Origin of the sequence: Photobacterium sp. Alg240-V54 (assembly GCF_900537155.1) — a bacterium.
GTDB lineage: Bacteria > Pseudomonadota > Gammaproteobacteria > Enterobacterales > Vibrionaceae > Photobacterium.
On sequence record NZ_UNRL01000005.1, the window covers coordinates 41254 to 53776 of the forward strand.

Below are 12523 nucleotides of genomic sequence, written 5' to 3' on the forward strand. Positions count from 1 at the left end.
TTATAACAACGACTGCTGTAATGAAGCGGAACTATTTAAGTGGCACCATTAATAAATCAACCGGAGTACGGCTAATAAGCTGGCGAGTTGATGATAAAATTTTGCTCCAAAAATCTTGATGATGGCCACAAATAACCAGATCAACATTAAGATCTTTAATCGCAACACAAATTTCTTCGCTTAAATCGCCGCTACCGACAAGTGTGTGTGCAACAGGGTAGCCGGCATCATTCGCTAGCTGGTGTAATCTATTTTGCGCATCATTTTCTGCGCGTTCATGCATTTCTGCTAGATTTATATCAATCAAACCAGTGTAGAGATCGGCGTAATCAACATCGATATGGACCAGTGATAGTTTTGCATCCAATGATTGCGCTAGCTTAGCGGCTTTATCGACCAGATAGGCGCTGTCTTCAGAAAGATCAATAGCAGCGAGAATATGTTTATAAACCATCACTTACACTCCATAGCAATACAATAATGCTGTATGTTAGCACTGGTATAAACTTAAAAATATCGATTAGGTCGCATCTATAGATTACGAAATGGTTAATTATTTTCCGTAATCGTCGATTCATTTTTATTGTTATTTTAGTGGTTTATACTAATAGTAATTATATTAATAACGGCGTTTTGTCCATTTGTTGCATTCTTAACAATGCACAGTGACAATGTCTTGATTACACTTAAACAAACAGGAGTAGTGCAATGTTAGCCAAGGCAATGGTTGAAAATCTTAACGAGCAAATTAATTTAGAGTTCTTTTCTTCTAATTTATACCTGCAAATGAGCGCATGGTGTGAAGATAAAGGCTTTGAAGGTGCTGCGGCGTTCTTACGTGTGCATGCTGCTGAAGAGATGGAGCATATGCAACGTTTGTTTACTTATGTAAGCGAAACGGGTGCGTTGCCGATTTTAGGCACAATCGAAGCGCCTAAACATCAATTTGACTCTTTAGGTGCCGTATTCCGTGAAACTTACGAGCATGAGCAGCTAATCACTAAAAAAATTAATGAATTAGCCCATGTTGCATTTTCTACTCAAGATTATTCAACCTTTAATTTCTTACAGTGGTATGTATCAGAGCAACATGAAGAAGAGAAATTATTCAAAGGCATTTTAGATAAAATTGAGTTAGTTGGTGAAGATGGCAAAGCGCTATTTTTTATTGATAAAGACCTCGCCGCGATGGCTAAAGGTGAATCAGTACCAACATCAGTAATGGACTCACAAGCTTAAGTGATGTTGAGGGTTGTGGTCATACACTGCCCTTTTATCCCTATAAGCAAGTGATATTTAAGAGGGGATAACTATGATCAGTGGTGATGCACTTTTGGTTGCGATTTTTTTGGTGGCAACTGTTAATACTTGTAGATATATCAGTACATTACGTTCTTTGTTGGTGGTAATGCGAGATTGTGATCCATTACTATACCAACAAGTTGATGGGCGTGGTTTCTTTTCATCGCAAGGAAATGTCAGTAAACAAATTCGCTTATTTCATTATATTCGTAGCCAACAGTATAAAAAACATCACGATCCGCTGTTTATGGCAAAGTGCATTAAAGTACGTAAACTGTTTGTATTGGCCAGCACGTTTATGATTACTTTTTTTGTGGCTATTTTTAGCGTCGCTTTCCTCGGACTTTAATATCAGCTTTACCGTTTAGAGTGTCACTGTTCTAGTGGCACTTTCTTTGCCGTCCTCGTTCTGTGCTATATCATTACTAGTAATATAACTTCATTTTTCTGTTGAGTATCGGAAGCTAAATCGCTATGGATCAATTTTTACTTTGGTGGTCATCGCTTGAAAAAGGTGCGTCCGTTAATTGGATGTACAACATTGGCTTATTACTATTGTTGAGTGGATTGCTGTGGGGTGGGTGGTTACTTATTTCTCGCCGCTTAGCGACCATGGCGAGTAAAACCCATTTAATTTGGGATGATGCTCTAATTGATGCTGTTCGTGCGCCAGTGTCGCTCTGTATTTGGGTATGGCCAGGGCTGATGTCACTGGGGATTATGATCGATAATATAACCTCTTATTCCAGTGGCTTGTTGGCGTTATTGCGGCATTTATTATTGATTGGGGTCTTTATTTGGATTCTGATGCGGTTGATCACCAATATTGAACAGACAATATTAGATAATCGTCCCCATCGAGATGCCACTACCGTTACTGCTATTTCAAAAATATTACGCTTAATTGTGATGGTATTGAGCAGTTTAATTGTGATGCAAAACTTCGGCTTAAGTTTGTCGGGGTTACTGACCTTTGGTGGTGTTGGTGGTTTAGTTGTTGGTATGGCGGCTAAAGATTTACTGGCTAACTTCTTTGGTGGCATGATGATTTATTTTGATCGGCCGTTTAAAGTCGGTGATTGGATTCGCAGCCCAGATCGCCAAATAGAAGGCACCATTGAGCGGATCGGATTTCGTATGACAGTCATTCGCACTTTTGATAAACGACCGTTGTATGTCCCGAACTCTGTCTTTAGTTCGGTGGTGGTTGAGAACGCTTCACGAATGCAAAATAGACGGATTAAACAAAGTGTTGGCTTACGTTATTGTGATGCGGCAGTGATGGGATTAGTGGTTGATGACATTAAAACGATGCTACAAAACCATGCTGAAATTGAAAACCGACAAACATTAATTGTTAGCTTTGACACCTATGGACCATCATCACTGAATATACTGGTGTATACCTTTACCAAAACCGTTGATTGGGTTAAATACAAAGCGGTACAGCAAGATGTGATGCTACAAATTGTTGCGATTGTACATTCACATGGTGCTGATTTTGCGTTTCCTACTACCACCTTAGATATGCCAACTGCGGCAATCACAGCATTAACGGCAATTGAGAGCCAGCAACAAGCTTGATTTTAATCGAATAAATTACCGTAATGGGATAGCGGTTGGTATTGCGTCAATAGGCAGGTAAAATAGCAGCGACAATAGAAAAAGGATGCTAATCGTTAGCATCCTTTTTGCGTTTATTTAGTGACATTAAAGGCTAATTGAAATCCATGGCAAACAAATATGATGTAGTAATTATTGGTGCAGGTGCTGCAGGCTTAATGTGTGCAGCTACTGCGGGTAAGCGTGGACGCTCAGTGTTAGTGCTTGATCATGGTAAGAAACCGGGCCGTAAGATATTAATCTCAGGTGGTGGTCGCTGTAATTTCACTAATAATGATGTGGCTGCTAATAATTATGTTTGTCGTAATCCTCATTTTGTTAAATCAGCATTGTCACAATACAGCCAATGGGATTTTATCGGCTTAGTGTGCCAACATGGAATTGATTATGAAGAGCGCGAGCATGGACAATTATTTTGTCTCGACTCCGCAAAAGACATTGTTAAAATGTTGGTTGCGGAATGTGATATGCCTAATATCAATTTACGTTATCAAGCTGACATCAGTGCTATTACCCAATTAGATTCTGGGTTTAGTTTGAATGTTAACGGTGAAACGATCTGCTGCGAATCGCTGGTGGTTGCTACCGGTGGTTTATCAATGCCTAAATTAGGCGCAACGCCATTTGGTTATCAAATTGCTGAGCAATTTGGCTTAAAAATGGTGCCGACGACTGCTGGTTTAGTGCCGTTTACTCTACATAAGCAAGATAAAGATGCTTTTGAAGAATTATCAGGTATTGCAGTACCTGCGGTGATCACCACCGAAAATGGCACCAGTTTTAAAGAAAATTTATTATTCACGCACCGTGGTTTATCTGGGCCTGTCGTTCTGCAAATTTCATCGTACTGGTTGCCAGGGCAAAAGGTGACCATTGATTTATTACCGATGCTTAATTTGGCTGACACATTGCTTGAATTGCGTGAACAGCATCCAAATCAAAGTCTGAAAAATACCTTATCGCGTATGTTACCGAAGCGCTTAATTGAAGTGTTAATTACGCGTGGCGATATTACTGATAAGCCGTTAAAGCAACTTAACCACAAAGAATTTGAACAGCTAGCGAATTATTTCCATCAATGGAATATTGCGCCTAATGGTACAGAAGGCTACCGTACAGCTGAGGTGACTTTAGGTGGGGTTGATACCGATGAATTGTCATCCAAAACTATGGAAGCAAAGAAAGTGAAAGGCTTGTTTTTTGCTGGTGAGGTGATGGATGTTAGTGGTTGGCTTGGTGGTTATAATTTCCAATGGGCGTGGAGTTCTGGCTATGTCGCTGGACAAAATGCGTGATATTTAACCGCTGAAATTTATTTTTTTAGTTGTTAAAATACTCAAAATCCGTCCAATATGCTGTTTTTTTATTGATATTGCTTGATGGCTACGAAAAAACTATCAAGTAATATCAGTGGCTTATGATTTATTATGGGTTGATTAGAAAATAAATCTTTACAATAATTGCTAACCACATAATAATGATGACGCTCTGTTGTTCAGAGTTATTAATGAAAACATCAAGTAAAAGAAAAACCCTCAGAATATCTTCGTTATTGTTGCATTCCTTAGTGTTTCCCTTAGCTTCATAGTCACATTCAATAATTCAAGCTTTCAGTGCAGTCGTGATATAATTACGACAAATCGTTATGAATTTTAATCAAATATAAGGGACACATTATGTCTACTACTGGTATCGTTAAGTGGTTCAACGAAGAGAAAGGTTTCGGTTTCATTACTCAGGACAATGGCGGCGCTGACGTATTCGTTCACTTCCGTGCAATCGCTTCTGAAGGTTTCAAAACTCTTGCTGAAGGCCAAAAAGTGTCTTTTGAAGTAGAGCAAGGCCAAAAAGGTCTTCAAGCTGCAAACGTTGTAGCTTTATAATATTTTAAGTCGACGCAAATGGTCGCAGTACCGTTTGCGTCACTTTTAGCAATACCATCTTAACTTAAAAATTATTTATACAATATCATCGAAATATAAAACACTTCCAACATCTGCTTCTGTATTTGTCGTTACGTTCATATTTACTTCGTTACTTTATTATAAATAAAAATTTAACTACTTAATTAGTATGAATAATATTAGATGCCTTTTATCATCTGAATATTTTGCTGCTAATAAAAAACTAAGGATACTTATGTCTCGTTCATTAGGTCGTAAGCGATTTTGGTTTCAACAAAATCGTCAAGAAAACCCTGTAAATACAAATGAAAACCAAGAGGTTAATAATGATAGTAAACTTTAATTTAGTAAAAAATCAGCGCACCTGGAGTGCTAATATTCATCAGCTCAATAGTGATGTATTAAAACGCCATATTTTGATTAACGGCAATGTTGATAATCTAGATATATCATTTAGTTACTGTGAAAAAACAGCCGCAGGTAACATTAAAAATAGCAGCAATAAAGTAATTGGTAATTTCTACATTTCTTATTAATACCCCAGGGGATTTAATTAAGAAATGATTTTAATTAAATGTCTTATCTCGCCAATGACATTATTTAATAATATAAAGTAATAAACGCATTTATGGTTATTCGGCATTATTATCACGATAATGCAGGTGTGATTACTTATATGAATATTATCATTTCAGGTTATTGCATCGTGCGATAATTTATCTTTATTAATAAATGAAAGAATGCTGGCTAAGGCCGGCATTTTTTATATCTATTATATTGTTATTTTGTATATTTATTCCCAGAATATCCTGCACTTCCTTTATGAAAAAAAATCCCCCGCTGTAATACAACGAGGGATTTATTAGTCAATCACATTATCGTATTAGGCGATTATAGTGCGTCTTTTTTGATACAAAGAACGTGGTATTTACCGTCTTCTATCTCAGCGCCTTCAGTTTCGTGTTCGAAACCAGGGAATTCTGCATCCCATGCTTCTAGTGCTTTCAAATACTGGATTTGAGGACTTGTTTCGTCACCGAAGTTTTCACCACCCATAAGCATTGGAATGCCTGGTGGGTAAGGAATAACAGAGTTCGCAGCAACGCGGCCAACAAGCTTGTCAGAAGGCACTAGCTCTACGTCATCAGACACGACGAACTGGTAAGCAGTACGTGGCTTGACTTCCATCTCAGGTAGGCTTGAGTAAGCCTGGTTCAGTACTTGGCTTGGGTTATGACGTACTAGGTATTCAAACATTCTGTTACCAAGATCTTTAAGACCAAGACCTGAATAGGTTTCAGGTGAAGATGCCACCAACTCAGGTAGAATTGTTTCTAACGGAGAGTTCGCATCGTAGTGACGCTTGAATGACAACAGAGTGTTGATCAAGGTGTCACGCTTACCTTTAGTAATACCCATTGAGAATAGGAACATGACTTGGAAGTCAGTGGTACGGGTTGGTACGATACCGAAACGACCTAGGTATGCAGTAACAAGTGCTGCTGGAACACCTGTTTCTAGGAAGTTACCGTTGTCATCAAGACCCGGAGTTAGCAAGCTAACTTTGATTGGATCAAGCATACACCAGTCATTGTCGATTTCGTCAAAGCCATGCCACTTATCGCCTGGGGTCAATTTCCAGTTCTGTTGAATAGTCATTAGAGACTCAACAGAAGCATTCTCGAAATTAACTTTGTCGCCGTTCATTTCTGTAACCGTTTCAGCGTTCCAAGGCTTGAAGAACCAATCGTTTTCAGCCGTGTAATCATTAAATAGTTGACGAACACTTTGACGGAAGATGATCGCTTCGCGGTTCACTTCGTTCGTTAGCGATAAACCACTTTCACCTTTCATCATGTTCGCAGCAACATCGTTAGACGCACAGATTGCGTATAGTGGTGATGTTGAAGTATGCATCATGTAAGCTTGGTTGAAGCGGTCAAAGTTGATCGCGTTTTCACCATTACGAACGTGAATGTATGATGCTTGAGACAATGCATTCAATAACTTATGGGTTGAGTGCGTTGCAAATACTGTCGGACCTGTGTGGTCTTTCGCATCGCCACGCATTGCGTAGTGACCCTTGTAGATAGGGTTAAAACGTGCGTAACCAAACCAAGCTTCATCCATGTGAATACGGCTAGAGCTTTCGCCTAGTAGCGCTTCAGTCACTTCTGAGTGGTAACATAAACCGTCGTAAGTACAGTTAGTTACTACAGCGTAGCTGGCTTTTTTCTCATCAGCGTTGAAWGGAATACCGGCATTTTTCGCTTTAAGCGCAATGCCTTCTTTGCTCATTTGARYTTTGCTGATTGGACCGATGATACCGTAGCAGTTACGGCTAGGCACCATGTAGATTGGACGTGCGCCTGTTAGGATCAGACCTTGTTCAATTGATTTGTGACAGTTACGGTCACAAATAGCAATGTCGTCATCTTTCATACATGCTTGCATGATAGTACGGTTTGAACCWGAWGTACCTACGATACCAGAGTAAGACTGRTGAGCACCGAAGATCTTAGCGGCTTCAACTTCTGAATCTTTAAATGCGCCGCTGTGGTCAAGTAATGAACCTAGTGCAGCACGTTCGATACCCATATCGGTACGGAACAAGTTTTCGCCGAAGAATTCAAAGAATTGGTTACCAGCAGGGGTCTTAGTAAAACCAATACCACCTTGGTGACCTGGMGCAGACCATGAGTACTCATGGATATCGTTGTAGTGCATCATCGCTTTCATGAACGGTGGTAACACTTGGGCACGGTAACGACGCATTGAAGCTACGATACGGCCAGCAACGAAATCAGCAGTGTCTTCTAGTACTGAATAACAYTCATCAACACGCTCCATTAACTGGCGGTTGTTAAGAATAGAGGTACGCGCGCGTTCTGCTAGTAGAAATACTGGCACTTCAGATTGACGTGCTTGTAGTGCTGCTAACAAATCAACTTCTTCGTTAGAGTTAACGATTTGCTCTTCAGTTTTTTCTAGTGCTAATACTAAGCTATCGATTTGAGTCGACATGATAACCGCACGYGCATCTTCATAAGAAGTGGCAGTGATGATATCGATAGTRCGGTTTTGTAGTTCAGCAATCAGTGATTTAGTTGCACGATCTGCAAAGCTGTTTGGAGTAATGTTCTGGTGCTCAATAACGAGAGCACGCATTTTATTATTAGTACTATTGTTCATAATAACGCCTGAATAAAATGATGGATGACAGATGTGTTTTACCGCGACATAAAAAATATGAAGTAATAAAGGTCTGTACGAATATTTTAGAATGGGAATAAATAAGGCTGGTTATTAATAAGGTTATTAATGGTTAGCGTATTTATTATTTATTCCCATTTCCGTTCTAGCTTATTATTAATAAATTTCTTTATTATCGAATTTATTAAATCTTTAAATTAGTTTGCTTTTACTTCTGGTTTAGTATCGCGAGCTGCGATGAAACCATAGAAGATGTAGCCAAGTAGCATCAGGATAGTACCGCCAAATACTGCGGTTGCACCACAAGCATATACACCATAGATACTGTAAAGAACAGCTAATGTACCCACGGTAGCACCTAAGCGGTATTGCTTTTTAGATACCATGTTCTTGCGAAGTAGTACTTCCAAACCTGTCATAGATAGGATGTAAGGTACCATGTTAATGAATACTGCAAGGTTCAATAGTGCGTTGAACTGGCTGATCAAGTTAGGAGAGATAGTCATCACTGCTAATAAGATCTCAGCTGCTAGCATGATTAACATACCTGCAATTGGTGCGCCTGCTTTGTTAGTTTTAGCAAAGATTTTAGGGAATAAACCTTCATCTGCTGCTGCTTTAGAAACCTGTGCGTTAGTGAACTGCCAGCCAAGTAGTGAGCCGATACATGCGATAACCGCAGCTAGAGTAACGATGTTACCTACCATAGGGTTAAACATGTGGCTGAACACTAAACCAAACGGTGCTGTTGATGCTGATAGCTCGGCGTTAGGAATAATACCTTGAATAACACCAGTAGACGCAATGTAGATAACTGCCGCAAAACCTGTACCAAATAATACTGCAAGTGGTACGTTACGCTCTGGGTTTTCAACTGCATCAGAGTTAGCACCCGCAGATTCAATACCTAGGAAAGCCCATAAAGTCAGTGCGATACCAGAAGATACAGAGTGCATAGTCGTGTCGTGATGTGGGTTCCATGCATTCATGAATGTTTGTGGATCGAACCACCACCAACCGATGATAGACAGACCCGCAACCGGAATAATGATACCCCAAACAGTGAACGCTGAGATTTGACCAGTGATTTTCGCACCGCCAAAGTTAGCCACCATAGTGAAGATAAGAATCGCAACTACACCGAAGAAAGTGTGTATCGGTGTATCAAGCCAAGGCATAAATGGTTTGATGTAACCTAACGCTGAAACGGCAATCGCCACACAGCTAATAACTAAACACACGTAGTAAGTGTAAGAAGAGATGAAGAAAGATGATTTTCCGTGTGCTTCTTCTGCGTAAGCTGACATACCGCCAGAGCGTTTACAAAACGCACCACATTTAGCGAATGTGTAAGCAATACACATTGCACCTAACGCAGTTACAACCCAAGATAACATTGAAATTGCACCAACTTGCGCCAAGCTTGCTGGTAGCATAATAATACCAGAACCCATCATGTTAACTGCAACAAGTACAGTTAAGCCAACGAGTCCCATTTTTTTAGTGTCAGTATTCGATGACATTATATTCACCTGTGATTAGGAAGGATATAAACGCTATATGTATAGTTTATTTATCGTAATGAAAATAAAGTCATGTGAATTAAATTATGCTAACCAAGGGTCACCATTAAATTATTTTTTTGACTGTCTTACGTAACCAAAAAAATAAGTTAAAGATAAACTGGCTTAATTATTATTACTTAATTACATCACCGTTTAGTTATTTAACGAGTGCTATGATGCTGCTATTTTGATAAAAAAAAAACCGTAAAACCGCAAAGAAACGTTGCAGATTTAGAGGGTAAATGAAGAACTAGTATCGTTATTCGATCGCTTAATTTCGTCAAAATGAATATTAAATGAATAAATAATAATAGTGACAAATTAAATTATTATTAATAACAGTAAGTTGTGATTATCATCTGATAAGATTTGTTATACAAATTAGAGGGGGAGTGCTATAAGCATAAAATAGTTATGCATTAATTGTGATGTTACATGTTTTAGGCTGAATAAAGTTTTTTTAAAATAATACTGCACGAGCGCAGATAATGGCTATTTAGACTGAAAATAACCGTAATAAAGGCAATAAATAATAGCCTTGATCGTTTACTGACGCAGTGAGATGAAACATTAATGGATTAATAGCACCACTAAGATGCCATGCGGAAAAGCAGGAATTTGAATAATAAAAAAGGAGCCACCGCTCCTTCTTATAGGAAATGATCTGTTAATGATGATTAAGCGGGCGTCACTCGTGAAGTGCCGTCAGCACTTTCATTAACTTGGACACGTTCGCCGGCTTGGAACATTACTTGCGGGTTTACTTGCTGCACAATAGACACAGTACGACCGCTGTCCATTTTAATGGTTAGGTTAACCCCGTTACGTTTTGTGGCTTGATTACCCGCTTCATTCCCTAAGAAGCCACCCAGTAATGCTCCACCAATTGAGGCGATTTCTGAACCTTTTCCCCCACCAACACCAGAACCTAAAATACCACCAATCGCGCCGCCAGCTAATGTACCAATACCATTACCGTTACCGTTTAGAGTAACCGCTTGGGTACGTACGACGGTACCGTAATAGACTTGTTGCATTTGACGAGCATCATTTACATTGTAGGCATTGCCGTAAGGGTTGGCAGCACAACCAGCAAGGCCTAAAGTTGAGGCGATGATGACAACGGCAAGGATTTTGGTTTTCATGGTATAAGCTTCGCTAAAAATACAGTGTATAAAATTGAGTATTGCTAATCTGAGCCTTTTTATTTAGAAAATAAAGCCGTAAATCTGATATTACAAAAACAACTATTAGCATGATTTAAGCACTAGTGAGCTTATTTTGCGTGACCACTTTTGTCGGCATGATAGATCGCAATAAAATGAGTAAAGTAATCTTGTAGTTGTTGTGCTGCTTGGGGTTGGTGCAGTTGCTTTAATAACTCAACACCCACTTCACAGGTGCAAAGATGGCCGGGTTGCTGGTTACGGCGCAGCGAATAAGATGATGTGTTTTCAGGGGTTAGTGCGATACGGGGTAATTGATTAAGCCACGGACTTTTACGTACCATTTTACGTGCTTCTTGCCAGGTGGCATCAATAATAATTAGCAATAGCTTGATGCTATTGGTTGCTGGTAGCGTTAACGGTGTCGCTAAGTGTTGCTCGTCACTAGGAAAGACTAACCAAGCTTGATAGCTAGGGTCTTGTAATTGATTCAATAATGCTTGCGGTGGCTCAGTACGGTGCCACATTTCGACACGGCAACTGGGCAGCGTTCGCGTCATTAATATGCCAGTATTGGTATCTTTGCTAGATTCACGAGCATGAGTTAGTAGCACAAAATCAGCGGCTGATTGTAATTGTGGTTCGATAGCGCAAATACAATTAAATTTAAACCCGCAACGCAGACAAGCCATGTTCTTTCTCGTGATCAATGATAAAGGTGGCAGTGTGGCATAACGCCACCTTTGAGTCACGATAGAGAACCATAATAGCGATTATTGACGCTGTAGAATTAATCCTTCGACACCGAGTTGATAGGTTTGACCATCGACGGTTTCTTGTTGAGTGCTAAGTTGTTCACTGTGGGGATCATAACTATAAATACGTTCGCTATTAAGTGGGCGTCCTTGGTGAGTGGTCATAGTGACCTTAACACTGGTTGGGTTAATTGCCTGCCAATGACCAGTTTCTAATAAATCAGGATCACCATTAGTGTAGGTATAAGTTGTGGTTGCTGCATGATCATCACTTAAGTGAAGATGTGTGGTTAGCCCCATCTCGGTATCACTTTTATAATTCCCTACCCATTGCGATTCGGCGGGATCGCTTTTAAACGCAGCCGGAATCCAGCTAGCACAGCCTGATAAAGTGGTTGCTGCTAATAATAGCGCAAGTGATAAGCGTGGGTATGTCATTATGTACTCTCTATGGTAGGCTCAATTTCTACATTGAAATTAGCACAATTAGGGGAAATAAATGGCGTATTGGTTATTTAAAACCGAACCAGATACCTTTTCAATAGACACTTTAAAACACCAAAAAGTTTCACCATGGGAAGGGGTTCGTAATTATCAAGCACGCAATATGCTCCGCGATGAGATTAAATGTGGTGATCAGGTACTGATTTACCATTCTTCTTGTAAAGATATTGGTGTCGTTGGGATCGCGACAGTGGTGAAAGAGGCTTACCCTGATCATTTTCAACTTGAGCCAACAAGTGCTTATTACGATCCTAAAGCGACCACTGAAAACTCACCGTGGGTGATGGTCGATATTGAATATCAGCAGCATTTACGCTTAGTGAGTTTAGCGCGCATGAAAAAGACGCCTGAATTAGCAGCAATGCCATTAGTTAAAAGAGGTAATCGGCTGAGTGTGATGCCAGTAACGGCTACTGAGTGGCAACAGATATTAGCGATGACGGGGCAATTTTAATCAAAAACAGTGACAACATAGATGGCTATGACTGTCA

Annotated in this window: 13 protein-coding genes; 7 read left to right on the forward strand and 6 right to left on the reverse strand. The window is 39.7% G+C overall.

The window, feature by feature from the left end:
• Nucleotides 1–31: 31 nt before the first annotated feature.
• Complete coding sequence (locus tag G6R09_RS13620; protein WP_065167991.1) at nt 32–454, reverse strand: universal stress protein; 423 nt, start codon at nt 452–454, stop codon at nt 32–34.
• A 254-nt stretch (nt 455–708) separates the two neighbouring features.
• Between G6R09_RS13620 and ftnA the strand changes: the two genes are divergently transcribed.
• The 6 genes from ftnA (at nt 709) to G6R09_RS13650 (ending at nt 5365) form a co-directional block, all read left to right on the forward strand.
• Nucleotides 709–1239, forward strand: coding sequence for a non-heme ferritin (gene ftnA, locus G6R09_RS13625; protein ID WP_163923068.1), 531 nt, complete (start codon nt 709–711; stop codon nt 1237–1239).
• Nucleotides 1240–1312: 73 nt separating this feature from the next.
• Nucleotides 1313–1651, forward strand: coding sequence for a universal stress protein UspB (uspB, locus tag G6R09_RS13630; protein ID WP_065167989.1), 339 nt, complete (start codon nt 1313–1315; stop codon nt 1649–1651).
• Nucleotides 1652–1776: 125 nt separating this feature from the next.
• A complete protein-coding gene (locus tag G6R09_RS13635; protein ID WP_163923070.1) occupies nt 1777–2886 on the forward strand; it encodes a mechanosensitive ion channel family protein in 1110 nt (369 codons plus the stop codon).
• Between the two features lie 146 nt (nt 2887–3032).
• A complete protein-coding gene (locus tag G6R09_RS13640) occupies nt 3033–4220 on the forward strand; it encodes an NAD(P)/FAD-dependent oxidoreductase (protein WP_065167987.1) in 1188 nt (395 codons plus the stop codon).
• Between the two features lie 381 nt (nt 4221–4601).
• A complete protein-coding gene (locus G6R09_RS13645) occupies nt 4602–4808 on the forward strand; it encodes a cold-shock protein (RefSeq protein ID WP_036789206.1) in 207 nt (68 codons plus the stop codon).
• 347 nt (nt 4809–5155) lie between these two features.
• A complete protein-coding gene (locus G6R09_RS13650; RefSeq protein ID WP_065167986.1) occupies nt 5156–5365 on the forward strand; it encodes a hypothetical protein in 210 nt (69 codons plus the stop codon).
• Between the two features lie 355 nt (nt 5366–5720).
• Here the strand turns inward: G6R09_RS13650 and adiA are convergent, their stop codons facing one another.
• The 5 genes from adiA to G6R09_RS13675 all read right to left on the reverse strand — a co-directional run bounded on the left by adiA (nt 5721) and on the right by G6R09_RS13675 (nt 11966).
• Nucleotides 5721–8021, reverse strand: a complete 2301-nt coding sequence (gene adiA / locus G6R09_RS13655) for an arginine decarboxylase (protein WP_163923073.1) — start codon at nt 8019–8021, stop codon at nt 5721–5723.
• 218 nt (nt 8022–8239) lie between these two features.
• Nucleotides 8240–9565: a putrescine-ornithine antiporter gene (gene potE / locus G6R09_RS13660; protein ID WP_107204551.1), complete on the reverse strand. Its 1326-nt coding sequence runs from the start codon at nt 9563–9565 to the stop codon at nt 8240–8242.
• 719 nt (nt 9566–10284) lie between these two features.
• The gene (locus tag G6R09_RS13665; RefSeq protein WP_065169217.1) at nt 10285–10752 is read right to left on the reverse strand and encodes a glycine zipper 2TM domain-containing protein; all 468 of its coding nucleotides are present in this window, start codon (nt 10750–10752) and stop codon (nt 10285–10287) included.
• A gap of 131 nt (nt 10753–10883) precedes the next feature.
• Nucleotides 10884–11465, reverse strand: coding sequence for a tRNA-uridine aminocarboxypropyltransferase (locus G6R09_RS13670; RefSeq protein ID WP_065169218.1), 582 nt, complete (start codon nt 11463–11465; stop codon nt 10884–10886).
• An 81-nt stretch (nt 11466–11546) separates the two neighbouring features.
• Nucleotides 11547–11966 (reverse strand): hypothetical protein, encoded by a 420-nt coding sequence (locus G6R09_RS13675; RefSeq protein WP_065169219.1) that lies wholly within the window; start codon nt 11964–11966, stop codon nt 11547–11549.
• A gap of 61 nt (nt 11967–12027) precedes the next feature.
• Here G6R09_RS13675 and G6R09_RS13680 point away from each other — a divergent pair, with 61 nt between their 5' ends.
• On the forward strand, nt 12028–12486 hold the full coding sequence (locus G6R09_RS13680; RefSeq protein ID WP_065169220.1) for an EVE domain-containing protein: 459 nt from the start codon (nt 12028–12030) through the stop codon (nt 12484–12486).
• Nucleotides 12487–12523 lie beyond the last annotated feature (37 nt).